Source organism: Erythrobacter sp. JK5 (genome assembly GCF_018205975.1).
Classification (GTDB): domain Bacteria; phylum Pseudomonadota; class Alphaproteobacteria; order Sphingomonadales; family Sphingomonadaceae; genus Erythrobacter.
The window spans coordinates 1,791,915-1,817,550 of record NZ_CP073577.1 but is presented as its reverse complement, the minus strand read 5'-3'; the positions used below and the strand labels follow the sequence as shown (position 1 = coordinate 1,817,550).

The 25,636-nt window shown below is 66.4% G+C and carries 23 protein-coding genes and 2 pseudogenes; 20 read left to right on the top strand and 5 right to left on the bottom strand.

Annotated features, from left to right (window positions below):
* Nucleotide 1: 1 nt before the first annotated feature.
* Both KDC96_RS08925 and ccmA read right to left on the bottom strand, forming a co-directional pair.
* The gene (locus KDC96_RS08925) at nucleotides 2-652 is read right to left on the bottom strand and encodes a heme exporter protein CcmB (RefSeq protein ID WP_212448114.1); all 651 of its coding nucleotides are present in this window, start codon (nucleotides 650-652) and stop codon (nucleotides 2-4) included.
* The gene (gene ccmA / locus KDC96_RS08920) at nucleotides 649-1,260 is read right to left on the bottom strand and encodes a heme ABC exporter ATP-binding protein CcmA (RefSeq protein ID WP_212448113.1); all 612 of its coding nucleotides are present in this window, start codon (nucleotides 1,258-1,260) and stop codon (nucleotides 649-651) included. The genes KDC96_RS08925 and ccmA overlap by 4 nt, the downstream gene beginning before the upstream one ends.
* Before the next feature lie 58 nt (nucleotides 1,261-1,318).
* On the opposite strand from ccmA, the gene KDC96_RS08915 reads away from it, so the two are divergent.
* Nucleotides 1,319-1,612, top strand: a complete 294-nt coding sequence (locus tag KDC96_RS08915) for a 4a-hydroxytetrahydrobiopterin dehydratase (RefSeq protein WP_212448112.1) — start codon at nucleotides 1,319-1,321, stop codon at nucleotides 1,610-1,612.
* Nucleotides 1,613-1,616: 4 nt separating this feature from the next.
* Here KDC96_RS08915 and KDC96_RS08910 read toward each other — a convergent pair whose 3' ends face one another.
* The 3 genes from KDC96_RS08910 to KDC96_RS08900 all read right to left on the bottom strand — a co-directional run bounded on the left by KDC96_RS08910 (nucleotide 1,617) and on the right by KDC96_RS08900 (nucleotide 5,325).
* Entirely contained in the window at nucleotides 1,617-2,429 is an 813-nt protein-coding gene (locus KDC96_RS08910; RefSeq protein ID WP_212448111.1) for an SDR family oxidoreductase, read from the bottom strand.
* Nucleotides 2,430-2,529: 100 nt separating this feature from the next.
* The gene (locus KDC96_RS08905) at nucleotides 2,530-4,611 is read right to left on the bottom strand and encodes an alpha/beta fold hydrolase (protein WP_371815463.1); all 2,082 of its coding nucleotides are present in this window, start codon (nucleotides 4,609-4,611) and stop codon (nucleotides 2,530-2,532) included.
* Nucleotides 4,612-4,707: 96 nt separating this feature from the next.
* On the bottom strand, nucleotides 4,708-5,325 hold the full coding sequence (locus KDC96_RS08900) for a DNA-3-methyladenine glycosylase (RefSeq protein WP_212448110.1): 618 nt from the start codon (nucleotides 5,323-5,325) through the stop codon (nucleotides 4,708-4,710).
* A 107-nt stretch (nucleotides 5,326-5,432) separates the two neighbouring features.
* Here KDC96_RS08900 and KDC96_RS08895 point away from each other — a divergent pair, with 107 nt between their 5' ends.
* The 19 genes and pseudogenes from KDC96_RS08895 to ftsA all read left to right on the top strand — a co-directional run bounded on the left by KDC96_RS08895 (nucleotide 5,433) and on the right by ftsA (nucleotide 25,629).
* Nucleotides 5,433-5,750, top strand: coding sequence for a 2Fe-2S iron-sulfur cluster-binding protein (locus KDC96_RS08895; protein WP_212448109.1), 318 nt, complete (start codon nucleotides 5,433-5,435; stop codon nucleotides 5,748-5,750).
* Nucleotides 5,751-5,791: 41 nt separating this feature from the next.
* Nucleotides 5,792-6,813 (top strand): annotated as a pseudogene (locus KDC96_RS08890) (cysteine synthase A).
* A gap of 12 nt (nucleotides 6,814-6,825) precedes the next feature.
* Nucleotides 6,826-7,203 (top strand): hypothetical protein, encoded by a 378-nt coding sequence (locus KDC96_RS08885; protein ID WP_212448108.1) that lies wholly within the window; start codon nucleotides 6,826-6,828, stop codon nucleotides 7,201-7,203.
* Nucleotides 7,184-7,987, top strand: a complete 804-nt coding sequence (locus KDC96_RS08880; protein WP_212448107.1) for a hypothetical protein — start codon at nucleotides 7,184-7,186, stop codon at nucleotides 7,985-7,987. The genes KDC96_RS08885 and KDC96_RS08880 overlap by 20 nt, the downstream gene beginning before the upstream one ends.
* Nucleotides 7,988-8,367: 380 nt before the next feature.
* Nucleotides 8,368-8,877 (top strand): division/cell wall cluster transcriptional repressor MraZ, encoded by a 510-nt coding sequence (locus KDC96_RS08875; RefSeq protein ID WP_212448106.1) that lies wholly within the window; start codon nucleotides 8,368-8,370, stop codon nucleotides 8,875-8,877.
* A complete protein-coding gene (gene rsmH / locus KDC96_RS08870; RefSeq protein ID WP_212448105.1) occupies nucleotides 8,874-9,812 on the top strand; it encodes a 16S rRNA (cytosine(1402)-N(4))-methyltransferase RsmH in 939 nt (312 codons plus the stop codon). The genes KDC96_RS08875 and rsmH overlap by 4 nt, the downstream gene beginning before the upstream one ends.
* Complete coding sequence (locus KDC96_RS08865) at nucleotides 9,809-10,351, top strand: hypothetical protein (RefSeq protein ID WP_212448104.1); 543 nt, start codon at nucleotides 9,809-9,811, stop codon at nucleotides 10,349-10,351. Before rsmH ends, KDC96_RS08865 begins: the two co-directional genes overlap by 4 nt.
* Nucleotides 10,348-12,066, top strand: coding sequence for a penicillin-binding protein 2 (locus KDC96_RS08860; RefSeq protein WP_212448103.1), 1,719 nt, complete (start codon nucleotides 10,348-10,350; stop codon nucleotides 12,064-12,066). Before KDC96_RS08865 ends, KDC96_RS08860 begins: the two co-directional genes overlap by 4 nt.
* Complete coding sequence (locus tag KDC96_RS08855) at nucleotides 12,063-13,562, top strand: UDP-N-acetylmuramoyl-L-alanyl-D-glutamate--2,6-diaminopimelate ligase (RefSeq protein ID WP_212448102.1); 1,500 nt, start codon at nucleotides 12,063-12,065, stop codon at nucleotides 13,560-13,562. The genes KDC96_RS08860 and KDC96_RS08855 overlap by 4 nt, the downstream gene beginning before the upstream one ends.
* Nucleotides 13,559-15,028, top strand: a complete 1,470-nt coding sequence (murF, locus tag KDC96_RS08850; RefSeq protein ID WP_249171734.1) for a UDP-N-acetylmuramoyl-tripeptide--D-alanyl-D-alanine ligase — start codon at nucleotides 13,559-13,561, stop codon at nucleotides 15,026-15,028. The genes KDC96_RS08855 and murF overlap by 4 nt, the downstream gene beginning before the upstream one ends.
* A gap of 19 nt (nucleotides 15,029-15,047) precedes the next feature.
* Nucleotides 15,048-16,118, top strand: coding sequence for a phospho-N-acetylmuramoyl-pentapeptide-transferase (gene mraY, locus KDC96_RS08845; protein ID WP_212448100.1), 1,071 nt, complete (start codon nucleotides 15,048-15,050; stop codon nucleotides 16,116-16,118).
* A gap of 10 nt (nucleotides 16,119-16,128) precedes the next feature.
* A pseudogene (gene murD, locus KDC96_RS08840) lies at nucleotides 16,129-17,513 on the top strand (UDP-N-acetylmuramoyl-L-alanine--D-glutamate ligase).
* Nucleotides 17,510-18,754, top strand: coding sequence for an FtsW/RodA/SpoVE family cell cycle protein (locus tag KDC96_RS08835; protein WP_212448099.1), 1,245 nt, complete (start codon nucleotides 17,510-17,512; stop codon nucleotides 18,752-18,754). Before murD ends, KDC96_RS08835 begins: the two are co-directional and overlap by 4 nt.
* Nucleotides 18,751-19,995 carry an undecaprenyldiphospho-muramoylpentapeptide beta-N-acetylglucosaminyltransferase gene (gene murG / locus KDC96_RS08830; protein ID WP_212448098.1) on the top strand — a complete coding sequence of 415 codons (1,245 nt, stop codon included), beginning with the start codon at nucleotides 18,751-18,753 and terminating at the stop codon, nucleotides 19,993-19,995. Before KDC96_RS08835 ends, murG begins: the two co-directional genes overlap by 4 nt.
* A complete protein-coding gene (murC, locus tag KDC96_RS08825) occupies nucleotides 19,992-21,437 on the top strand; it encodes a UDP-N-acetylmuramate--L-alanine ligase (protein ID WP_212448097.1) in 1,446 nt (481 codons plus the stop codon). Before murG ends, murC begins: the two co-directional genes overlap by 4 nt.
* Nucleotides 21,438-21,442: 5 nt before the next feature.
* The gene (gene murB, locus KDC96_RS08820; protein ID WP_371815553.1) at nucleotides 21,443-22,408 is read left to right on the top strand and encodes a UDP-N-acetylmuramate dehydrogenase; all 966 of its coding nucleotides are present in this window, start codon (nucleotides 21,443-21,445) and stop codon (nucleotides 22,406-22,408) included.
* On the top strand, nucleotides 22,378-23,388 hold the full coding sequence (locus tag KDC96_RS08815) for a D-alanine--D-alanine ligase (protein ID WP_212448095.1): 1,011 nt from the start codon (nucleotides 22,378-22,380) through the stop codon (nucleotides 23,386-23,388). Before murB ends, KDC96_RS08815 begins: the two co-directional genes overlap by 31 nt.
* Complete coding sequence (locus tag KDC96_RS08810; RefSeq protein ID WP_212448094.1) at nucleotides 23,381-24,286, top strand: cell division protein FtsQ/DivIB; 906 nt, start codon at nucleotides 23,381-23,383, stop codon at nucleotides 24,284-24,286. Before KDC96_RS08815 ends, KDC96_RS08810 begins: the two co-directional genes overlap by 8 nt.
* The gene (gene ftsA / locus KDC96_RS08805; protein WP_212448093.1) at nucleotides 24,286-25,629 is read left to right on the top strand and encodes a cell division protein FtsA; all 1,344 of its coding nucleotides are present in this window, start codon (nucleotides 24,286-24,288) and stop codon (nucleotides 25,627-25,629) included. The genes KDC96_RS08810 and ftsA overlap by 1 nt, the downstream gene beginning before the upstream one ends.
* Nucleotides 25,630-25,636 lie beyond the last annotated feature (7 nt).

Sequence of the window (25,636 nt, the reverse complement as noted above, 5' to 3'; positions counted from 1 at the left end):
GCTAGACTTCGCGCGCCGCCCTGATTGCCGCTCCAGCGGCGAACGGGGCGATGGCGACCAGCAGCAGGCTGATCGCGGCGACAAAGCCAATGCTGGCCTCGTCCTGGCGCACGAGCGCGCCTGCGCCGAAGATCAGGATCGGAAGCGCGAGCGGGATCAGCAGCAGGCCCGACAGAGCAGCACCGGCGCGCAGGCTCGCGGTGAGCGCGGCAATCGTCAGGCCGATCGCGGCGAGGCCCGGCGTGCCTGTCAGCAGCCCGATGAGCACCAGATGCAGCGTCGGATTGTCGAGGTTGAGCAAGGCTGCGGCGGGGAAGGCGGCGAGGATCAAGGGCGGACCGAAGCTGAGCCAATGCGCCAGCAGCCGTACCGCCATCATGAGTTCCTCGGTCAACCCCCGCAGCTTGAGCTGGTCGAACGTGCCGAGCTCGATATCCTGCGCGACCAGCTTTTCGAGCGGCAGCACCGCGGCGAGCAGAGCGGCGATCCACACCACGCCTCCGCCCGTGCGCGCCAGCATCGCCGGGTCCGGCCCGACGGCAAAGGGATAGAGCATCGCCACCGCGACGAAGAACACCACCGGCAGCGCCGCTCCGCTTCCGCTGAAGGGGAAGAACTTCGCGAGATCGCGCTTCAGGAGCGTGCCGATCATTCGGCGGATTCCCGGGCGGGCACGTGATCTTCGATCGCGAGTGTTCCAAGACCCTCGATCGCGAGCGGCTGATGCGAGGCGATCAGCGCGATACCGCCGCCCCCGACATGCAGCCGGATCAGCGCGGCGATCTGGTTGATCGCGACCTTGTCCAGCCCGCTCAGCGGTTCGTCGAGCAGCCAGATCGGCACGCCGCGATTGAGCAGCGCGGCGAAGGCGGCGCGCTTGCGCTGTCCGGTCGAGAGATAGCGCACCGGCACGTCGAGCAGCGGCTCCAGCCCGAGCACCGTCAACGCGCCCGAAGGATTGCCGCAACCATCGATCCGTTCCCAGAATGCAAGCGCTTGGCCAAGCGGCAGGTCCGGATCGAGCGCGGGGCGTTCGTCGAGCAGGCCGAGCGCGCCCTCGCGCACCACATGCCCCGCCAGCGGCGTCGTCAGCCCTGACAGCGCCCGGATCAGCGTCGTCTTGCCGGTGCCGTTGGCGCCAGTTACGTGCAGCGCTTCGCCGCCCGCCAGCGCAAACGACAGCCCGCGAAACAGCAGCCGGTCGCCCCGGCGGCACGCGAGGTCGCTTGCGGAAAGCGAAACGGCGGCAGAACCTTGCATCGGCTGGTGCGTTAGGGAAAAGCGAACCCGCCCACAACTCCGCCGAAGGAGACCTGCAATGAAATCCGTGCCCGGCCTATCAAAAGACGAAATCAAGCTGCTGCTCAAGGATCACCCCGAATGGGAGCTCGCCCGCGAAGGCAAGGCGATCAACCGCGTTTTCCAGTTCGACAATTTCCGCCAGGCCTGGGGCTTCATGACGCAGGTCGCGCTGATCGCCGACAGCCAGGATCACCATCCCGAATGGTCCAACGTCTACGCCAAGGTCGATATTACCCTGACCACCCATGATGCAGACGGACTGTCGCAGCGCGACGCGGTGATGGCCAAGGCGATCGATCAGCTGATCTAGGCCGCTACTTCCCCAGCAGCGTCGTGCGCTCGCGGTTTTGCCTGCGGACCTTGCCGGGCATCCAGCGCTTGGCGAAATTCAGTTGCCGCGCGGTCTTGCCGACGAGGTAATGCAGGTCGGTGCCGTGCACCGCGTCCCAAACCGCCTTGGCGACTTCTTCGACCGGAGTGATTTCCAGGCCCGCCGCGACCACGCGCGAGCGCACCGATTCGTTGCTGCGACGGTTGCCGGTGCCCTCGAGCAGCGGGGTTTCGATGAAGCTCGGGCAGATGTCAGCCACCGTGATCCCCTCTTCCGCCCATTCGGCATCGAGGCTCTCGGTGATCCCGCGCACGCCGAACTTGGTCGCGCTGTAGACGCTCATCCCGCTGCCGCCGGTCATCCCGGCCGCGCTCGCGATGTTGACCAGCGCGGAGCCCGGCGCGGTCTTCTGCAGGTGCGGGTAGACCGCCTGTGCGCCGTACAGCACGCCGCGCAGGTTGATATCGAGGCAGCGGTCGATCTCTTCCTTTTCGAGTTCGGCCAACGGCCCGCCGGTGCCGATCCCGGCATTGTTTACCATCGCGTCGATGCGGCCCCCAGCGGCTGTCGAAAAGGATTCGAGCGCGACGTCCCACGCATCGCGATCGCGCACGTCGAGTTCGTGCATGTACTTGAACCCCCCGCCGATCAGGCCGAGCGTGTCCTCCATGCCGTGCACATTGACGTCGGCAATTCCCACGAACCACCCGCGATCGCCGAAATGGCGCGCAACCGCCCGTCCGATGCCCGAAGCCCCACCGGTTATGAAAATGCTCCGCCGCGTGTCGTCTGCCATCTCGATCCCACTCCCGAATGCAATACGCGCGGAGCTTTAGCCCCGCGCGCAGCGATTGTCAGCCACTGACACCAATGTCAGCAGCGCCAAGTCGTGTTCATCAGCCACCAAGCGCGTCTTCGAGGCCCTTTACGTGCTCCGCTCCCTCGACGATTTCGGCGGTCGAGGGTTCGAGCACGTTGCCCAGCGGCTCGGCCCGGCCGCCCAGACATTCAGCGAGGAAGTTCTCGGCGATGCCGAAGAAGGCGATGTTGTTCGCGGGCTTGGCGAAACCGTGGCCTTCATCGGGATAGAGCACGTAAGTGACCGGGATTCCGGCCGATTTCATTGCAGTCACGATCTGGTCGCTCTCCGCCTGCTTGACGCGCGGATCGTTGGCACCCTGCGCGATCAGCAGCGGCTTCACGATCTGGTCCGCCTTGTAGAGCGGGCTTGCCGCCTTGAGCAGCGCGAGGCCTTCGTCGGTGTTGGGATCGCCCATCCGCTCGTGGAAGATTTTCACCAGCGGCGCCCAATAGGGCGGGATGGTCGCGAGCAGCGTTTCGAGATTCGACGGGCCGACGATATCGACTCCGCAGGCGAATTTTTCCGGGGTGAAGGTCAGGCCCGCAAGCGTCGCGTAGCCGCCGTAGGACCCGCCCATGATCGCGACCTGGTCTTCACCCGTTATGCCTTCGCCGATCGCCCAGTCGACCGCGTCGATCAGGTCGTCGTGCATCTTCAGGCCCCACTGCTTGTTGCCGGCATTGAGGAAATCCTTGCCGAAGCCGGTCGAGCCGCGGAAATTGGTCGACAGCACCGCATAGCCGCGATTGGCGAGCATCTGGTGCAGCGAGTTGAAGCCGTAATCGTCGCGCGCCCACGGCCCGCCATGGACCAGCAGCACCATCGGTACGGCGCTTTCCGGACGCCCGTCGCCATCGGTGTCCGAGCCGGGCGGCAGGGTGAGATAGGAGGGCAATGTCAGCCCGTCGCGGCTGGCGATCTCGACCGGGTGCATCGGCTGCAACGGTGCGCCTTCGAGCTCGGGCCGGGTGACGTAGAACGGCGTCAGCGTCCCGGCTTCGCGCTCGTAGATATAGGTCGCGGTCGGCGCGGTGAGCGGGTCGTTCCACACGATCCACGTCGCGTCATCGTCGGTCCTGCTGGAGATACCGTATTCGCCTTCGAGCTGTTCGCCGAGCCAGTCGAGCGAGGCCTTGAGATCGGGATCGGTCGCGACCCATTCGTTCTTGAGGTAGTTGACCGAATAGGCCTCGACCACCCCGGTCTTGGGATCGCGAATCGTGCCGCCGATGTCGGCCTTGTCGTCCTCTGCGATCATGGTCTTGTCGCCGGTCGCCGTGTCTTGCGCGAACAGCGCGGCGGTGTTGCGCCCGCGGCTGTCGAGCCAGTACAGGATCGAGCCGTCGGTGGTGTAGCCTGCCGGATTGGTGGTGAGCGAATCTTCCATCGCGGTCGCTTCAAACGGTGTTTCGGCGACAACATTGTCGCGCACGTCGAAATAGTCGGTTCCGCCTTCCTCGTTCTGGCGGAACGCCATGCGCACGGTCAGCGTGTCGTCGGCCATGAACCCGGCATAGCCATTATTCTCGAGCACCAGTTCCATCTCCCCGGTGTTGAGATCGAGCAGGTGCACGTCGTGGAACTGCGGGTTGCGGTTGTTGAGACCGATCAGGATCTTGTCCTTGATCGTCTCGGAACTGCCGATGATGTCGACTCTCGTGTTCTCGAACGGGGTGAGCGTCACCTCTTCGCCGGTTGCGACATCGATGCGGTAGAGCAGGAAGTTCTCATCGCCGCCCTTGTCCTGGATGTAGCCGACGCTGTTCGAATCCGGGGCCCAGAAATGCTGCCGGATCGGGCGATCGGTGGACGAGGTGATGACCTTCGCCGCGTCGGGATTGTCGCGCGGAGCGAGCCAGATGTTGAGCACACCTTCGTGCGGCGCGAGCCAGCTCAGCCACTTGCCGTCCGGGCTGATCCGGCCCTGCGCGCGGGTAGGGTTGCCGAACAGCGCGTCGCGCGGGATCAGGGGGGCGGCTTCCTGGGAGGTGGTCATCGAGGCTCCGGTGGTAGTGTTCGAGGCGTGGTGATCGGCCGAAACGAGTGTCGGCGCTGCGAGCGCGCAGGCCGCCGCCGAGGCAACGAGCAGGCGAGCGGTACGGGTGATGGGGGACATGGCGTTGATTCTCCCTTGGTCAAGCCGGTGTATTGCCACATTAATACACGCTCGACGCTGCGCTGCAACCCTTTCCCGAAAGGCGGAAAACGAGGGCTATAGCGCCGGATTGGCGTAGAAATGCCAGGTGAATATCGCCATCGGGCCGCGATGCGGGCGCCAGCGTTCGCCGATTTCGCGCAGCGCCTTTTCCTGCGGGCGTTCGTCGAGATCGAGCAGCCGCTTGACTCCTTCCTGTACGGCCAGATCCCCGGCCGGCCACATGTCGGCGCGGCCTTCGGCGAACAGCAAGTAGATTTCTGCCGACCAGCGCCCGATCCCCTTGATCCGGGTGAGTTCGGCGATCGCTTCCTCGTCGTCTTCGGGCAACGCGTGCAAGTCGATCTCGCCCGCATCGACCAGTTCGCACAGGGAGCGGGCATAGCCCTGCTTCTGCCGCGACAATCCGCAGGCGCGCAGGGTGTCGAAATCGCGTTGCAGCAGGCAGGCGGGGGTGAAGTCCGGCCCAAGCTCGGCCTCAAGCTTGGTCCACATCGAGCTTGCCGCAGCGACCGACACCTGCTGACCGACGATGGTGCGCAGCAGCGTCTTGTAGCCGCGTGCCCGCAGCCGCGGTTCGGGATAGCCGATGCGCTTCAGCTCGGTGGCGACCGTCGCATCCTCCCGCGCCACCGCGTCGAGCCCGTCCCTGATCCGCTCTGCCGTCAGCCCCACTACTCAATCCTATAACTTGACCTTGATCGGTGGAACGTCCTAGCAGCCGCCGCGTCTTATCCATAGCGCGCGTTTGTGCGCTCAATGATCCAAGAGGAACGAAGCCCATGCCCAAGCTGGTCGTCACCAATCGCGAAGGCGAGACGAGCGAAATCGAGGTCGAGGACGGCCTGACGGTGATGGAGGCGATCCGCGACAACGGCTTCGATGAGCTGCTGGCGCTGTGCGGCGGGTGCTGTTCGTGCGCGACCTGCCACGTGTTCGTGCAAGCCGGCGCGACCGACAAGCTCCCGGCGATGAGCGAGGACGAGGACGACCTGCTCGAATCTTCCGACCACCGCAACGAAACCTCGCGCCTGTCGTGCCAGATCCCGTTCACGTCCGAGCTCGACGGCCTCAAGGTAACAATCGCGCCTGAAGACTGATGTTGTTTGCGGGGCACGGGGCAAAGGCCTAGATCGCTCGCATGAACATTACCCAACCTCTGGGCGATACGCTGGCCCTGATCGGCAACACCCCGCTGGTGCGCCTTGCCGGGCCGAGCGAGGCGGCGGGCTGTGACATCTGGGGCAAATGCGAATTCGCCAATCCCGGCTCCAGCGTGAAGGACCGCGCGGCGCTTTACATGATCCGCGATGCCGAGGAGCGTGGCGAGCTTGCTCCCGGCGGGACCGTGATCGAGGGGACGGCAGGCAATACCGGGATCGGGATCGCGCTGGTTGCCAACGCGCTCGGCTACAAGACGATCATCGTCATGCCCGACAACCAGTCGAAGGAAAAAATGGACACGCTGCGGGCACTCGGCGCCGAGCTGGTCCTTGTCCCGCCGACCAAATATGCCGACCAGAACCATTTCCAGCACGTCTCGCGGCGGATGGCCGAGGAGACCGAAGGCGCGATCTGGGCCGGACAGTTCGACAATATCGCCAATCGCAAGGCGCATATCGAAGGCACGGCGCAGGAGCTGTGGCAGCAGACCGGCGGCCGGATCGACGGTTTTACCTGCGCGGCGGGCACCGGCGGCACGATCGCCGGGTCGGCATGGGGCTGAAGGAAAAAGATCCCGAAGTCCGCATCGCGCTGACCGACCCGCACGGCGCGGCGCTCTATAACTATTACGCCCATGGCGAGCTCAAGGCAGAAGGCTCGTCGGTCGCCGAAGGTATCGGGCAGGGCCGGATCACCGCCAACCTCGAAGGCGCGCCGATCGATACCCAGTTCAGGATATCCGACGAGGAAGGTCTGGTCTGGGTCGAGAAACTGCTGCGCCAAGAGGGGCTGTGTCTCGGCCTGTCGTCGGGCATCAATGTTGCCGGCGCGATCGCGCTCGGCCAGCAACTTGTCGCCGAGGGTCGCCAGAAGCCGCAGGTCGCGACGATCCTGTGCGATACCGGTTTCCGCTACCTTTCGACCCTCTACAATGCCGACTGGTTGCGCTCGAAGAACCTGCCGGTGTTCGATTGGCTGGCGCGCGGCGATACGGACTGATAGGCTCGGGCCATGGCCGAACAGCGCAGCAATCACACGATCGACATGCACGAGGGCGAACGCGAAGGCGCTCCGCTCGGGGGAAACCGGGCCGAGGCGGTCCAGCGTTTGCAGGTCGGCCTGTTCGGGCTGTTCAGCATGGTGCTGGTCGTGGGGCTGGCCAGCGTCATCAACAACAGCGCGCAGCAGGCAGAGGCCGCCGCCGTGCCCGAAGCGGCACCGACCACCGAGCCGACCGAAGCACCGCCGCAGCGCGATCCGCTGGCCGATGCAGGCGTGGTCCCGGACATCCCGGCAGAGCCCGATCCGAACGCGACCACGGTGCCCGATATCGCCCCGGCCGAAGGCACGAGGGCAACCCCGGCGACCAATGAAAAGCCCGCGCCTTAGGGCGATCGCGACCGCGCTTTGCGCGCTGGTCCTGCCCGGCTGCAGCGACGCGGAGACGCCCGCCCCCGAAGCGCCTGCCGCGTCCGCGATCCCGCGCGAGCCGCTGGGCCTGATGACCAGCCTCCCGCTGTACTGGCCGCTTGGCGCGGATTTTTCCGAGCTCGCGCAGGGCGGTGGCGAGAGGCCGTGGCAGCGCGCGCTGCTCGAACGGCGGTTCGAACTGGTGCCGCTCGATACGCTTTCGCCCATCCCCGGTCTGTCTCCGGGCGATCGGGAAACCGATCCGCTTGCCGGCCTCGAGCGGCTGGCGGTGATCCAGCCGCGCGGCCTTTCGGCAGCGGACAATGTCGCGCTCGACGATTGGGTCCGGGGCGGCGGCGAACTGTTGCTGGTGCTCGATCCGATCCTGAGCGGAGATTACGATGTGCCGCTGGGCGATCCGCGTCGGCCGGTCGACACCGCGCTGATCCCGCCGGTGCTCAAGCGCTGGGGACTCGCAATCACAGCCGAGCTGCACGAAAACCGGGACGAGGGCATCCGCACGGTCGCGCTGGGCAACGGACAGATCACCGTGGTGCATTCGGGCACGATCGCTCCCGTTACGGGGAATTCGGCGTGCGAAATTCTGGCGCAGGGCACCCTCGCACGCTGCACGATCGGCCAGGGACGCGTGACGGTGCTGGCCGACGCCGCGCTGTTCGAGCATCGCGACCTCGCCGGAGAACGCGGAGAGCATCAGTCGCGCGTGCTCGATGCGGCGTTTTCCGGGCAGGACAGGGGATGATGCGGGAACAGGCGAATCCGGAGGCAGGCGCGCAGCGGCAGCTTTTCGGATTCGCACGTAAAAACAGGCTATTGCCGCTGTCACCTGGAGGAGATCTCGGGAGACGCTCGCCCGGTCGTGCAGAATTCGGGATTAGATTTTCTACATTAAATCAATAATTTACCAAGTAATCCCTAGATTTCCCGCAAAAACCCCTTCCATCCCGCTCTCATCCCCGATATGTCCGGGTTCCATCAAACATGCCTGTTTGTGCCGCGTCGCCATCACCGGTTGGCGCGCCGCCCCCGTTTGCGCGGGTGCGGCGACGCAGAAGGCGTGTCTGAATCGATTGTACGGCGAGAAGGGGTTCGCCGGAACGGGACGAGAGGGGATCGAGGCACGTGTCTGCCTTTGGAGGATATAGTGGACAGGCCTATTCGCTTAGCGGCGACAAGGGTCGTTTCGTCCTGCCTCCCGCGTTTCGCAAGGCGGTAAAGGATTCGTCCGGCTCCAAGGTCCTGTGCCTCGCCGCGCACGACCGGTTCGATTGCCTGATCGGGTTCGGCCTCTCGCGCACCGAGAAACTGCACGAACAGCTCGACCGAGAGGAAGAGCGCGCGATCCGGCTCAATCAGGACAATTTCGATCGCGAAGTGCGCGCCCAGCAGCTGTTCGGCTTCGAGCAATTGCCGTTCGACGACAGCGGCCGCTTCGTCATGCCCGATCACCTGCGCGATCTCGGCAAGGTCGATGACGGGCTGTACTTCCAGGGCGCGGGCGATTTCTTCTTCGTCTGGAACCCGGAAGAGCTCGCGCGGATGGATTCGGCGTGGAAGGGCGCACAGGCGACCTGCGCCAAGCTGGTGACCGAGGCGACGGCGAAGTCTGCGAAGAAAGGCGGTGCGAAATGATCGCGCCGCACATTCCTGTCCTGCTCGACGAGGTGATCGGCGCGATCAGCCCTGCACCCGGCATGAGCGTGGTCGATGCCACGTTCGGGGCCGGCGGATACACGACCGCGCTGCTCGAAGCGGGCGCGCGCGTCTATGCCTTCGATCGCGATCCGGGTGCGATCCGCGACGGCGCTGCAATGGTCGAGCGGTTCGACGGTCGGCTTTCGCTGCATCAGCGGCGGTTTTCCGAGATGCGCGAAGAGCTCGATGCGCTCGGCGTGCCGCGGGTCGATGCCGTGGTAATGGATATCGGCGTCAGCTCGATGCAGCTCGACCAGGGCGAACGCGGCTTTGCCTATTCGCACGACGGGCCGCTCGACATGCGGATGAGTTCAGCTGGCGAAAGCGCTGCCGATTTCCTCAACTCCGCCGACGAAGCCGCGATCGCCGACGTGCTCTACGAATATGGCGAGGAGCGCCAGTCGCGCCGCGTCGCGCGCGCTATCGTTGCCGCACGCCCGCTTGAAACCACCGGCGAGCTCGCCCGCGTGGTGCGCAAGGCGCTGGGCCACAAGCCGCACGACAAGAAGGACCCCGCGACCCGCACGTTCCAGGCGGTGCGCATCCATGTGAACGACGAGCTGGGCGAACTGCGCGCCGGCCTCGCCGCCGCCGAAGCGCTGCTGCGTGAAGGCGGAGTGCTGGCGGTGGTCAGCTTCCACAGCCTCGAAGACCGGATCGTGAAGCGCTTCTTCAGGGACGCTTCGGGCGCGGGCCGTGCCGTATCGCGCCACCTGCCCGGCGAGCTCCCCGGACCGACGCCGACCTTTGCACGCGTCTCCAAGGCGATCCGCCCCGGCGAAGACGAGGTCGCGCGCAATCCCCGCGCGCGTTCCTCGATCCTGCGCCACGCCATCCGCACCGCCGCGCCAGCCAGGAGGGATGCAGCATGATCGTGACCGGCTCCCGCATGCGCCAGATCGGCTGGCTCGCTTCGCTCGGCCTGTGCCTCGGCATCTTCATGGTGCTGAGCTTCAACGTCCATGCGGTGAAGAGCGAAGTGCTGCTCGCCGAGCGCAAGATCGTTTCACTCGAACGCGAGACGCTGATGCTCGAGACCGAGTTCGAATCGCGCGCCAGCCAGCGCCAGCTCGCGAACTGGAACGCGGTCGAATTCGGTTATGAAGCGCCGCGGGCGGACCAGTATATCGACGGCCAGCGCCAGCTGGCGAGCCTCGGCCTACCGCAGGCTCCGGGCGCGCCTTCACCGATCCGCGTCGCCCGCGCCGAAACCGGGGAGGACGGTGCGCCGGTGCCTGCGCGCGACATGGTCTCGCCGCTGACCGGGGCACCAATCACGCTCGCTTCGGCCAGCGCGGATACCGATCCGCGGAGCGCGTTCACCGATGCGTTCGGCGATTTCCTCGTCGAGGCTTCGCCGATCCGCGCGGCGCAGGCGCGCACGTCGCGACCAGACGAGGCGGTTGAATGAACGCCTATGCCGCGCAGGCTGCGGTGCCGCTGGGCCGCGTCCGGCTGGTCCACCTGCGCTACCAGTCGCTGCTGACCGCCCGCTGGCGGGTGCTTTGGATCGCGATCGTGTTCGCGCTGGTGGCCGCGGTGGCGGTGCTGCGGATCGCGTATCTCGGCTTTGTCGGGGGCACGCCCGACCGCACCAGCCTGGCCGAACAATTGCTTCCGCCGCGCGGCGAGATCACCGACCGCAACGGTGTGCCGCTGGCGCGGGCTTTTCCCGCTTATGCGATGTGGTTCGATCCCGAAGCGATGGGCGACGAGGGTTCGCCGCTGGTCCGATCGCCCCAGGAGGTCGCGACCGAGCTCAACGCGATCTTCCCCGACATGGACGTTGCCAAGACGGCGCAGCGGCTCGTCTCGGGCCGGGCGGGCTATCTGCGACGTCGGGTGCTGCCCGAAGAGGCCAACCGGGTGTTCGAAATGGGCGAGATCGCGCTGCAATTCCCGCGCGAGAACGAGCGGCACTATCCGCAGGGTTCGCTCGCCGCGCATGTGCTGGGCTACGTGGTCGAAGGCGAGGGCGGGCGGCTCGGGATGGAGCAGGTGCTCGACGGGCAGTTGCGTGACCCGGAGTTGCGGGCGGAGTCTGTCGCGCTGTCGATCGACGTGCGCGTCCAGGGTGCGCTCGAGGAGGAATTGCGGCGCGGCATGCTTGCGACCGATGCGATCGGCGCGGCGGGTATCGTGCTCGACGCCGATACCGGGGAGATCATGGCGCTGGCCTCGCTGCCCGAATTCGATCCCAACGTGATCGGCGCGCAGGGTGCCCCGAACGAATTCAACCGCGCCACCAACGGCGTCTACGAGCTCGGATCGACCTTCAAGCCATTGACCGTCGCCGCCGCGATCGATGCCGGAGTAGTGCGCGACCTGTCGCGCCCGTGGAACGCAACCAATGTCGAGATTGCCAAGCGCACGATCCGCGATCTCAAGCCCAAGGGCAGTGCACTCAACGTGCCGCAGGCGCTGGTCTATTCGTCCAACACCGTCACCGCACGGATCGCCGACGAGCTCGGCGCAAAGCGGCTGCGGCAGACGATGATCGATCTCGGCATGGACCGCCGTCCCTATGTCGAACTGCCCGCGCGCGGCCACCCGATCTGGCCCGGCGACAACTGGTCGCGGCTGAAGACCATGACGGTCGGCTACGGACACGGCGTGGCGGTCACGCCGCTGCACCTCGCCAGCGGCTATGCGGCAATGGTCAATGGCGGGATCTGGCGCCCGGCGACGCTGCGCAAGCTGGCCCCGCAAGACGTTCCGCGCGGACGCCGGGTGTTCAAGGCTTCGACTTCGGCACGGATGCGGCAGATGCTGCGCATGATCTCGCTCTACGGCACGGGCCGCAGCGCCGATGCACCGGGTTTCCGGGTCGGCGGCAAGACCGGATCGGCCGAAAAGCCGCGCCAGGGCGGGTATGCCAAGACCGCGCTGATCTCGTCGTTCGCCGCCGCCTTTCCGATGGATCGTCCGCGCTATGTCGTGGTGACGATGCTCGATGAACCGCGCGGCACGCTCGCCAGCTCGTTCCAGCGCACCGCCGCGTTCAACGCCGCTCCGATCGTCGGGCGGCTGGTGCCGCGCATCGGGCCGATGCTGGGGGTCCGGCCCGACGACAATCGCGACGTCGACATTTCCGACCTGCGTTATCTGGTCGAGGGGCACAAATGAAGCTGAGGGGGCTGGCCGAGCGCGCGGGGGTGGAGTGTCGAGAGGGCGGCGACATCGCCGTAACCGGCTTCGCCATCGATCACCGCAAGGTTGCGCCCGGCACCGTGTTCGGCGCGTTTCGCGGCGAGCGCTTCAACGCCGAGGATTTCATTCCCGCGGCCGTCGAAGCGGGTGCAGTCGCTGTCGTGACCCGGCCCGAAGCGCCGGTGAAAGGCGCGGTGCATATCTCAAGCGAGGAGCCGCGCCGGACTTTTGCGCTGCTCGCGGCGCAGTTCTTCAAGCCCGTGCCCGAAACGCTGGTCGCGGTCACCGGCACCAACGGCAAGACCTCGACCGCCGAGATGACCCGCCAGATCTGGCGCATGTGCGGCGAGCGCGCGGCGAGCATCGGGACGCTCGGCGTGACCACCCCCGACGGCAGCATCTCGACCGGGCTGACCACGCCCGACATCGTCACTTTCCTCTCCAACATGAGCGGGTTGGCGCGCGAAGGCGTGACCCATGTCGCCTACGAGGCATCGAGCCACGGCCTGTCGCAATACCGCAACGAAGGGCTGCGCGTGGCCGCCTGCGCCTTCACCAATTTCAGCCGCGACCACCTCGATTACCACGGCACGATGGAAGAGTATTTTGCGGCCAAGATGCGCATGTTCGACGAAGTGGTCGGACCCGGCGCGCCGGCGATCATCTGGGACGGCGGGGAAATGTGCGAGTGGACCCGCCGCGCCATCGAACACGCGGAAGCCCAAGACCTGCGTGTTCGGACAGTGGGCGAGCGGGGCGCGTTCCTGCGCCTCGCCGCCCGCGAGGCGACCCAGCTCGGACAGACCCTGACGGTCGAGCACGACGGCACCGGGCGGACGATCAAGCTGCCGCTGATCGGGGCATACCAGGCGGCAAATGCATTGTGCGCTGCCGGGCTCGCGCTGTCGACCGGTTCCGACGCATCGCAGGTGTTCGACGCGGTTTCACGATTGCAGCCGGTGCGCGGGCGGCTCGAGCGCGCGGTCATCGCGCCGGTTGGTGCACCGCTCTATGTCGATTACGCGCACACGCCCGACGCGCTCGAAGCGGCGATCGCGGCGCTGCGCCCGCATGTCGATGCGGAGCGTGGGGGCAGGCTGATCGTCGTCTTCGGTGCAGGCGGAGACCGCGACAGCGGCAAGCGCGCGCCGATGGGCGAAGTCGCGGCCAAGTCGGCCGATGTGGTAATCGTCACCGACGACAATCCGCGCGGCGAGGATGCCGCCGCCATTCGCGCCGCGATCATGCACGGTGCAGGCGGAGCGTCGCATGTGCGCGACATGGGCGGGCGCCGCGAAGCCATCGCCGCCGCCATCGCCGAGGCGCGCGAACACGACATCATCCTCGTTGCCGGAAAGGGCCACGAGCAAGGACAGATAATCGGGTCGGGAGAAGCTATGCGAGTGTTGCCGTTCGACGATGTACAGGTGGCGCGCGAATGCGCGGCAGCGTCGACAGGAGCCGGGGCATGAACGCCCGTCAGCTGGTGCAGGGTATGCTGAAGGCATGGCCGGTCGACCCGCGCGACCGCCTGCCGCTGCCGCTGTGGTTCTCGCACGACATCGAGGTCGCGACTGGCGGTGTGTCGTCGCACCATTTCCAGGCTGCCGGGGTCGAGATGGACTCGCGCGACGTGCGTCCGGGCGATCTGTTCGTGGCGCTCAAGGGCGAGGCGATGGACGGTCACAAATTCCTGCCCCAGGCCTTCGCCGCCGGAGCCGTCGCCGCGATTACCGACCGTCCGGTCGATTTCCCGCATGTTTTGGTCGAGAACACCACCGCGGCGCTTCATGCGCTCGCTCATGCAGCGCGCGAACGTGGCAATGCAAAACGCATCGCAGTGACCGGTTCGGTCGGCAAGACCGGGGTCAAGGAAGCGATCTTCAACGCGCTCGACCGTGCCAGCCGGGGCGGTGCGCATCGCAGCGTGCGCAGCTACAACAACCATGTCGGTGTTCCGCTCAGCCTCGCACGGCTCCCTGCGCGGGCGCGCTACGGCGTGTTCGAGATGGGAATGAACCACGCGGGCGAGATCGCCCCGCTGACCGACCACGTGCGCCCGCATGTCGCGCTGATCACCACGATCGCACCCGCGCATATCGAAAATCTCGGCAGCATGGAGGCAATCGCCGACGAGAAAGCCCAGATCTTCACCGGCCTGGTCGAAGGCGGCGCCGCGATCATCCCGGCGGACAGCGAATACGCCGGGCGGTTGATCGACCATGCCCGCCGTCTTGGTGTCGAGGTGGTCACCTTCGGTCGCAACGAAGCAGCCGATGTGCGGCTGCTCGACGCCATCCCGGCTGCCAACGGCGGATCGCTGGTGACGGCCGAGCTCGGGGATGCGCGGCTGTGCTACACCATCGCCGAGCCGGGCGAGCACTGGGTCGCGAATTCGCTCGGCGTGCTGGCTGCGGTGCGCGCGGCGGGCGGCGATCTGGCCGCAGCCGGGCTTGCGCTGGCCGAAATGGGCGGTCTGAAGGGGCGCGGTGCGCGGTTGCAGATCGCGGTTTCGGGCGGCAAGGCGTTGCTGGTCGACGAAAGCTACAACGCCAACCCCGCTTCGATGCGCGCGACCTTACGCCAACTGGGCCAGACCCCGGCGCTGCGCCGCATCGCGGTGCTCGGCAGCATGAAGGAACTGGGCGATTTCGCCGACCGGTTTCACCGGCAGCTCGCCGAACCGCTGGCCGAAGCCAAGATCGACCATGCGATCCTTGTCGGCGACGAAATGCGCGCGCTCGCCGCCGAATTGGGGAAAGACGGCGCCAAATCGCTTGGCATCGCGCCGAGCTTCGCCCATTGCAAGGGGCCTGCCGAGGCGATCGCGGCGCTCGAGCATTTCGGACTCACCCATGGCGATGCTGTGCTTGTGAAGGGCTCCAATTCGGTCGGCCTGGGCGGGCTGGTGACACACTTTACGAACGCTTCTGGCTAGACGGAGGCGAGGGATCTGAATGCTCTACCTACTCGCCGAATGGCTGGGCTTCGAAGGCGCCTTGAACCTGGTACGCTACCAGACGTTCCGTGCCGGAGCGACGCTGCTGACTGCGCTGTTCATCGGCCTGCTGATCGGTCCGCGCTTCATCAATCTGCTGCGTGTGCGCCAGGGCAAGGGGCAGCCGATCCGCGAGGACGGTCCGCAATCGCACCTGGCCAAGCGCGGTACGCCGACAATGGGTGGGTTGATGGTGATCATCGCGCTGACCCTGTCGCTGCTGATCTGGATGGACCCGCGCAATCCGCTGGTCTGGGCCTGCGTCGCCGTGACGCTCGGCTTCGGCGTGATCGGATTTCTCGATGATTACGACAAGGTCTCGAAGAACAGCCATGCCGGGGTGCCCGGCAGGGTGCGGCTGTTGCTGGAATTCGCCGTCGCGGGGATCGCGTCCTACATTATCGTCAGCCAGATCAGCACCGATCTCTACGTGCCGTTCTTTTCTGGCGTGCAGATTCCGCTCGGCCCCTTCTATTACCTCTTCGCGGCGACAATCATCGTCGGCTTCGGCAACGCGGTAAACCTCACCGACGGGCTCGACGGGCTGGCGATCATGCCGGTGATAATCGCGGCGGGTACGTTCGCGATCATCGCCTATCTGGTCGGGCGCGCGGATTTTAGCGAGTATCTCGGAATCCCGCATGTACCGGGAGCAGGGGAGCTGGCGATATTCTGCGCCGCGATCATGGGCGGCGGGCTCGCGTTCCTGTGGTTCAACGCACCGCCGGCAGCGGTATTCATGGGCGATACCGGATCGCTCGCGCTCGGCGGGGCGCTGGGTGCGATCGCGGTGGCAAGCCATCACGAAATCGTGCTGCTGATCGTCGGCGGGCTGTTTGTGGTCGAGACCGCAAGCGTCATCATCCAGGTGTTCTGGTTCAAGCGGACCGGCAAGCGCATCTTCCGCATGGCGCCGATCCATCACCATTTCGAACAGCTCGGCTGGAGCGAGAGCAAGGTCGTGATCCGTTTCTGGATCATCGCGATCGTGCTCGCCATGGCCGGGCTGGCGACACTGAAGTTGAGGTAGCCGGACACGCATGATCACCTCGCGCGCCTTTGCCGGAAAACGCTATGCCGTTCTCGGCCTGGCGCGGTCGGGCGCGGCAGCGGTCGAGGCGCTGCTGGCGAGCGGGGCGGACGTGACTGCGTGGGACCGGCAGGACGTAGCGCGCGAACCGTTCGAGGGACGCTGCACGCTGGCCGATCCGCTCGAGCTCAACCTGAAGGGGTTCGACGGGGTGGTGGTGTCTCCCGGGGTGCCGTTGAACACCCATCCGATCAAAGGCCATGCCGGGCAGTTCGGCGTGCCCGTCATCGGCGACATCGAGCTGTTCGCGCTGGCCCGACCGGGCTTGCCGCCGCACCGGGTGGTCGGCATCACCGGCACCAACGGCAAGACGACCACCACCGCGCTGGTGCACCACATCCTCGATATGGCGGGCATCCCGGCGGAAGTCGGCGGCAATATCGGCGTGCCGATCATGGCGCAGCCGCCGCTCGATCCCAACGCGAATGGCGAAGGCGTGTATGTGCTCGAACTGTCGAGCTACCAGGTCGATCTTACCTTCAGCCTCGATTGCGAAGCCGCTGCGCTGACCAACATCACCCCCGACCATCTCGATCGCTATGACGGGTTTGCCGGCTACGCCGCATCGAAGGCGCGCCTGTTCCAGCTGCAATCGGACGGTCGGTTCGCGGTGTTCGGCACGCGCGCCGAACCGGTTGGCGCGATTTTCGAGCGCGAGCGCGCGCGTCGCGCCCAAGGACGCGTGACGCTGGCCGATCTCGACCGCTTCATCGGCAGGCAGCCCGACTGGCCCGGCCTGCAGGGGCCGCACAATCTCGAAAATGTCGCGGTCGCAGTGGCGCTGGTCGAAGAGCTCGGCGTGACGCCGGCGCAGTGGCAGCACGCGCTCCCGCGCTTTACCAACCTTCCGCACCGGATGGAGCGGGTGACCGAGGACGATGGCGTGCTGTTCATCAACGACAGCAAGGCGACCAATCCGGCGTCCGCCGCACCCGCGCTTGCAGCGTTTCCGCCCGACCCGGCGATCAACGCCGGCGCGCCGCGCGTGCACTGGATCGTCGGGGGCTGGCTAAGGAAGACGGGCTGGGCGAATGCGCCGTGCATCTCGACAAGCTCGCCGCCGCCTACACCGTTGGCGAGGCCGGACCGCGCTTTGCCGAGCTGATCGCCCCGCATGCGCATGTCGAACGCTGCGAGCTGGTTTGCGAGGCGGTGCAGCGTGCCCGCGCTGCCGCGCGACCGGGCGAAGTCGTGCTGTTTTCGCCCGCCTGCGCCAGTTTCGACCAGTTTCGCGACTATGAAAAACGCGGCGAGCATTTCCGCCAGCTGGTCGGCGTGATGACCGACTGCTCACCGTTCGACGACGATCCCCACCGCAAGGACCAGGCGGCATGAGCGGCGCGGGTTCCTATCCCCATTCGCGCCCCGACGCGCCGTTCCACGCTCCCGTGCCGGTGCGCCGGGCCTGGCGCGAGCGGGTGCGGGTGTGGTGGCAGGAAATCGACAAGGTGCTGCTGGCGTTCATCCTGATGCTGATGGCGATCGGCACGGCCTCGGTGCTCGCCGCCTCGCCGGCCAGCGCCGACCAGCTTTCGACCGCCGAGGTGCGGCTCGACGAATTCCTGTTCTTCAAGCGACATCTGGTGTTCCAGTTCATGGGGCTGTGCCTGATGATCGGGCTTTCTTTCCTTGAACGCGATGATGCGCGCCGGGTCGGGATCGTGGTCGGGGTGATCATGCTGGGGCTGATGTTCCTGGTGCCGATCTTCGGGGCGGAAAAGAACGGGGCGCGGCGCTGGCTCGAGGTCGGCATGTCGCTGCAACCGAGCGAATTCCTCAAGCCGGGGTTCACCGTCATTCTGGCGTGGATCCTGAGCTGGCGCCTGCGCGATCCGGATTTGCCGGTGCTGGGCTATTGCACCGCAATCATGGCGCTGGTCGCGGCGTTGCTGATGCTCCAGCCCAATCTCGGGGCGACGATCCTGTTCGGCGGCGTGTGGTTCGTACTGATCCTGCTGTCGGGCGTATCGCTGCAACGCATCGGCGCTTTGGTGCTCGCAGGGATCACGGGCCTGACGCTGAGCTATTTCCTCTACGACAATGCCCGTCACCGGATCGATTCCTTCTTCGGCGGGGGGACCGCGTTCGACCAGGTCGATCTGGCGCAGCGGACCCTGCTGGCCGGAGGCTGGACGGGCAGCGGACTATGGCTCGGCGTGCGCAAGATGAACCTGCCCGAGGCGCACACCGACTATATCTTCTCGGTCATCGGCGAGGAGTTCGGCCTGATCGTGTGCGCCATCGTGGTCGCGCTCTATCTCGCGATCGTCGCGCGGGTGCTGCTGCGACTGGTCGGTGAGGACAACCTGTTCGTGCTGCTCGCCGGGACCGGCCTGGCGACCGGGTTCGGCGGACAGGCGTTCATAAACATTCTCGTCAACCTCCAGCTGTTCCCGTCGAAGGGGATGACGCTGCCGCTTGTCAGCTATGGCGGGTCCTCGACGCTGGCGGTCTGTTTCGCAATTGGGCTATTGCTGGCGATCACCCGTCGCAATCCGTTTCTCCAACGCGACGATGTCGGGCTGATGTCGATGATCGAGCGTCCGAAGACGGACCACAGGGAGGACCGCGCATGACCAGCGAGACGCCGGGAAGGAAGGGCCAGCATGTCCCGAGCGGGGCAAGCCGTCACTTCGTGCTTGCCGCGGGCGGCACCGGCGGGCACCTGATCCCTGCCTTTGCATTGGCGAGCGAGCTGGAGGAGCGCGGGCATCACGTCGCGTTGATTACCGATTCTCGCGGGGTCACCATCCCCGGCAAGCCCGAAGGCCTCACCGCGCATGTCCTGCCGGCCGGTCGATTCGGCAAGAACCCGCTGCGCTGGGTTCGCGGGGTGCGTTCGGTGCTGGAAGGGCGCAACATGGCACTGCGGCTGTTCGATGCGTTCGAACCGAGCGCGGTGATCGGCTTTGGCGGCTATCCCGCGCTGCCCGCGCTGCTCGCGGCGACTTCGGCGAAGATTCCGTGCCTCGTGCACGAGCAGAACGCCGTGTTCGGGCGGGTCAACCGCCTGCTGGCGCGGCGCGTCGATGCGATCGCAACCTCCTATCCCGATGTGCAGCGGCTCAAGCCGAAATTCGCCGACAAGGTCCATCTCGTCGGCAATCCCGTGCGCGAGGAAGTGCTGCACCTGCGCGACGAGGATTTCCCCGCCTTCACCGAAGACGGGCTGCTCCGTGTGCTCGTAACCGGCGGAAGCCAGGGCGCTCGGGTGCTGTCCGAAGTGGTACCGGATGGTCTCGCCATGCTGCCGCCGATGCTGCGCCAGCGGCTGCAGGTGACCCAGCAATGCCGTAGCGAGGATCTCGACGCGGTGCGCGAGCGCTACGCCAATCACGATATCCCGGCCGAGCTCGGCACCTATTTCGAGGATATGCACGAACGGCTCGCCGACGCGCATCTGTTCATCGGCCGCGCGGGGGCTTCGACGATTGCCGAGCTGACCGCGGTGGGCCGCCCCGCGATCCTGATCCCGCTGCCGATCGCCACCGACGATCACCAGGCGGCGAACACGCGCGAGATCGTGAAAGCGGGCGGGGCACGGATGATCCGGCAGGACAATTTCAATCCCAAGGAACTGGCCAAGCAGATCCAGGCGATGGCTCAGAACCCGCAAAGCCTCGCCAACGCGGCGCACGGAGCGTGGAATTGCGGGCGCCCCGACGCGGCGAAGGATCTCGCCGACCTGGTCGAGAGCATGGCCGGGATCGATCTGATGGACGTGATCCGCGTGGGCGAAACGAGCCCCCGCGCTGCGGAACAGGCGCACAAGCCGCAGGCGGCCACGCGCGAAGCCTCGGAGGATAACGTCCGATGAAGGGCGTCGGCACCGATATCGGCACGATCCACTTCGTCGGGATCGGCGGGATCGGCATGTCCGGCATCGCCGAGGTGATGCACAATCTCGGCTATTCGGTACAGGGCAGCGACCTTTCCGAAGGGCCGAGCGTCGAACGGCTGCGCGGACGCGGTATCCCGGTAAAGATCGGCCAGGCGAAGGAGAATGTCGAAGGCGTGGCGGTGGTCGTCACCTCGACGGCGGTGCGCCGCACCAATCCCGAAGTCGTCGCCGCGCTCGAAAACCGCATTCCGGTGGTGCGCCGTGCGGAAATGCTCGCCGAACTGATGCGACTGAAATCAACCGTCGCAGTCGCAGGCACCCACGGCAAGACGACCACCACCAGCATGATCGCCAGCCTGCTGGACTGCGGCAAGATCGACCCGACCGTGATCAACGGCGGGATCATCGAACAGTACGGTTCCAATGCGCGTCTGGGCGATTCCGACTGGATGGTGGTCGAGGCCGACGAGAGCGACGGCAGCTTCCTGCGGCTCGACGGCACGATCGCGGTCGTCACCAACATCGATCCCGAGCATCTCGACCATTACGGCGATTTCGACGGGGTGAAGCGCGCCTTCGTCGAGTTCATCCACAACGTCCCGTTCTACGGCGCCGCGATCCTGTGCGTCGATCATCCCGAAGTGCAGGCCGTGATCGGGCAGGTGCGCGACCGCAAGGTCGTGACCTACGGCTTCTCGCTGCAGGCCGATATCTGCGGCGTGAACATCCGCACGGTCGACGGCGGCAACACATTCGACGTTATCGTCCGCCAGCGCGGCACCAAGGAGCAGCGGGAGGACCGCCGGATCGAGGGCGTGCATCTGCCGATGCCGGGGCGGCACAATGTCCAGAATGCGCTCGCGGCGATCGCGGTGGCGATCGAGATGGGCTGCAGCGACGATGTCATCCGCGAGGGCTTCGGCAGTTTCGGCGGCGTGCGGCGTCGCTTTACCCGGGTCGGCACGCTCGACGTCGGCGGCGGGGCGCAGGTCCAGATCATCGACGATTACGCCCACCACCCGGTCGAAATCCGCGCGGTTCTCTCTGCCGCGCGCGAAGCGGTCGGCGGCGAGGCGGGGCGTGTGATCGCGGTTGCCCAGCCGCACCGCTATTCGCGTTTGAGCGACCTGATGGAAGACTTCCAGACCTGCTTCAACGAAGCCGACATGGTCTACGTCACTCCGGTCTACGAAGCGGGCGAGGATCCGATACCGGGCATCGATGCCGATGCGCTGGTCGCCGGGCTGAAGTCGCGCGGACACCGTTCGGCGCAGACGATCCCCGATCAGGACGCGCTGGCTGGCGCGCTCGCGCAGGAGCTTGCCCCGGGAGACATCGTGGTGTGCCTCGGCGCGGGGGATATCACACGCTGGGCGGCTGGTCTGACTTCCGCGATTGATTCACATCGGGGAACATGAACGACATGGTGCAACCCGACGATGTCCCGAACTTCGACAGCGGCATGGCCCCCGACTGCGCTGTCGAGGGCGCGGCATCCGCGCCCGTGCCGATCGAAGGTCTTCGCGGGCGGCTGACGCGCGATGCGCCGCTTGCGAAATTTGTCTGGTTCAAAAGCGGTGGCCACGCCGACTGGCTGTTCGAGCCTGCCGATCTGGACGATCTCAAGACCTTCTACGAACGGCTCGACGGCGACTTGCCGGTCATGGCGTTGGGGGTCGGGTCGAACACCATCATACGCGATGGCGGTGTGCCCGGCGTCGTGATCAAGCTGGGCAAGGAATTCGCCGAGGTCGAAATCACCGGGCCGACGACGCTGAAGGCCGGGGCCGCCGCTCCGGTAAGCATCGTCGCACGCCGCGCGGCCAAGGCCGGGATCGACGGGCTGGCTTTCTTCACCGGCATTCCCGGATCGGTCGGCGGCGTCACCCGCATGAATGGCGGGTGCTACGGCCGCGAGACCAGGGACGTGCTGGTCGATTGCGACGTGATCCTGCCCGACGGGCAGTTCGTGACGCTCGGCAATGCCGACCTGCAATATTCCTATCGCCATTCCGCCCTGCCCGATGGCGCGACGGTGGTCGAGGCGCGCTTCGCAGGGTTTGCGGGCGATCCCGACACGATCCGCGCAGAAATGGACCGCATTTCCAGCGAGCGGAAGGAATCGCAGCCGATCGGCAGCATGACCGGGGGATCGACCTTCAAGAACCCGCCGGGGCACAGTTCGTGGAAGCTGATCGACGCCGCCGGACTGCGCGGGTTCAAGCATGGCGGCGCGCAGGTGAGCGAGAAACACGCCAATTTCCTGATCAACACCGGCAACGCGACCAGCACCGAGATCGAGGAACTGGGCGAGATCGTGCGCGAAAACGTCTATGCGCATTCGGGCGTTCAGCTCGAATGGGAAATCAAACGGGTGGGGCGCCCGTGAGTGATGCTCCCCTCCATATCGCCGTCCTGATGGGCGGCTGGGCCAACGAGCGCGAGGTTTCGCTGATGAGCGGGAACGGCGTCGCCGATGCGCTCGAGAGCAAGGGGCATCGCACCACTCGCATCGACATGGGCCGCGATGTTGCTGCAAAGATCTCCGAGGCGCAGCCCGACGTGGTGTTCAACGCGCTCCACGGCGTGCCGGGCGAGGATGGCAGCGTGCAGGGCATGCTCGACCTGATGGGCATCGCCTACACCCATTCCGGCGTTGCCACTTCGGTAATCGCGATCGACAAGCAGCTGACCAAGCTGGTGCTGCAGCCGCACGGCATCCCGTTTCCGGGCGGGCGGATCGTCAGCAGCGAAGAGATATTCGAGCGCGATCCGCTGGCGCGGCCCTATGTGCTCAAACCGGTCAACGAAGGCTCCTCTGTGGGGGTCGCGATCGTCACCGATGAAAGCAATTACGGCAATCCCATCGGCCGCGATGCCGCAGGCCCGTGGCAGGACTTTGCCGAATTGCTGGCCGAGCCGTTCATCAGGGGCCGCGAACTGACCACGGCCGTGATCGACGGGCCGGATGGCGCGCGGGCGCTCGGCGTGACCGAGCTCGTGATCGAGCACGGCTTCTACGATTACGAGCACAAATACACCGAGGGCCGCACCCAGCATGTCTGCCCGGCGCAGATCCCGCCGGAGATCGCGGCGCTGTGCGAGCAATATGCGCTCAAGGCGCACGAGGTGCTCGGCTGCAAGGGCACCAGCCGCACCGATTTCCGGTGGGACGACGAGCAGGGCGAGGACGGGCTGTTCGTGCTCGAAACCAATACGCAGCCCGGCATGACCCCGCTCAGCCTCGTGCCCGAACAGGCCAGGCATGCCGGGATTACCTATCCCGATCTGTGCGACATGATCGTGCGCGAAGCGATCAGGGTTCATGCGGCGAAAGGCGCGAAGGCGACGGGAGGCGCCGATGGCTAGGATCAAACGCGGAGGGCAGGGCGTTCGCCGTGCCGCCAAGGCATCCAACCGCGCCGCCGGTGCGCGTCGCGCCAGGGCGAAGACCAGCGGTTTCATTGATGGAGCGATGAGCATCCTGCCCTTTACCGAGGAGCAGTGGAGCCGCATCTGGCTCGCCGCGATCATCGGCGGTGCGGTTGCGCTGGCCTGGGTGATTGCGAACCTCGCGGGGGTTCCGGCAATGGCTCACGCGCAGGTTGCGCTGCTGGCGTCGGACGCCGGTTTCGAGGTTCGCCACGTGCGCGTCACCGGGACCAGCCGCATGGACGAACGCCAGGTCTATGCCCGCGCGCTGGCGCAGCGCGATCAGCCGATGCCGCAGGTCGATGTCGAGGCGCTGCGCGCGGAATTGCTCGAACTGCCGTGGGTCGCCGACGCGCGGGTCTCGGTCCAGCTACCCGAAACGCTGGCGATCGATATCATCGAACGCACACCCCATGCCGTGCTCGAAAAGCCAGACCGGCTGATGCTGATCGATGCCAGCGGCGTGGAGCTTGAACCGATCGCGCGCGACAAGGCGGGCGAGCGCCTGCGGATTTCCGGCCCCGGGGCGGCAAAACAGGTGCCGGCGCTCGAAACGCTGCTTGATGCTGTGCCCGCGCTGCGCCCGCAGGTCGAGGCTGCCGAATGGGTCGGCAACCGCCGCTGGAACCTCACCTTCAAGACCGGGCAGGTGCTGGCGCTGCCCGAAGGGGCAGACGAATCCGCCAGCGCGCTGGTCAAGTTCGCGCGGATCGACGGGCAGAACCGGCTGATCGGCGGCAAGGTCGCGACCTTCGACATGCGCGCGCCGCCGCGCATCTACATGCGCGTGCCGGGCCGGGGCGACCGGATCGAATTCGAAGGAGCCAATCCGTAATGGCCAGCAAGGCAGTGACCCGCACCAACAAGGCCGCCGCGAGCAAGGCGCGGCTCGCCAAGATCTTCGGCGCGGTCAATATCGGCAGCTTTCGCATTTCGGCGATGATCATGGGCGAGACCGAGACCGGCGAACTGCTGGTGCTGGGATCGGGGCATCGCGCGAGCCAGGGGATCAAGCGCGGCTACGTCACCGATATGCGGGCGGCGACCTATGCCATCCGCGACGCGGTCGAGCGCGCGGAAAAGAACGCCGGGACGAGCATCCAGAGCGTCTGGGTCGCCTGCGCCGGAGCGGGGCTCAAGAGCCACGTTTCCAAGGTCGAGATAGAGATCGGCGGACGCCGGATCGAGGAAGAGGATGTCGAGCACCTGCTGATCGCCGCGCGCGACACGATCCAGCCCGACGGGCGCAGCGTGCTGCACGCGCAGCCCGCGCATTACACGCTCGACGGCGCACACGGCGTCGCCAATCCTCGCGGGCTTCATGCCGAACGGCTCGGAGTGGATGTGCACGTGATGCTCGCCGACGGGGCACCGGTGCGCAACCTGATGGAAGCGGTGCAGAGCGCGCATCTCGAAGTCGAAGCGGTGGTCGCCGCGCCGCTCGCCTCGGGCTATGCCTGCCTCAGCGAGGAGGAGCGCGAGCTCGGCGTCGCGCTGGTCGAGATCGGCAGCGATGTCACCAATGTATCGGTCTTCGCCGCCGGCATGCTGCTCGGCCTGCGTGCGGTGCCGATGGGATCGGGCGATATCACCGACGCGGTCGCCGGAGCATTCGGCATCCGCCGCTATCAGGCCGAGCGGCTCAAATGCGTTTCCGGCTCGGCGATCGCCAGCCCCAGCGACCACCGCGAAATGATCCCGGTCAACGGCCCGAACGAATCCTTCGGGGAAGATGCCGGCGGACCGGTCGCGCGCGGGGCCGACGACAAGAACCGCATACCCCGCGCCGAACTGGTTTCGGTGGTGACGCAGCAGCTTTCGAACGTGACTCGCGAGATCGGCAAGGCGCTGAAGGAGATGGGTTTTTCCGGAACGAGCGCGGGCCAGGTGGTGCTGACCGGGGGCGGAGCCGAGCTTGCGGGGCTGGCCGAGTTCACCCAGAGCGCGCTCGGCATGCCGGTGCGGATCGGCCGCGCGCCCTCGCTCAGGGGGCTGCCCGAGGCGCATTCGACGCCAGGCTTTGCGACGCTGGCGGGCCTGTGCCTTTACGCGGCCGACGATCCGGTCGATATTCGATCGGTCGGGCGCGGCTACGCGCAGCCCCGCAGGCAGCGCGGGACGATCGCCGCGCCGCTGGCGATCGGCGGGTTGTGGCGCGCATTGAGGCAGTATTTCTGAATTGGAC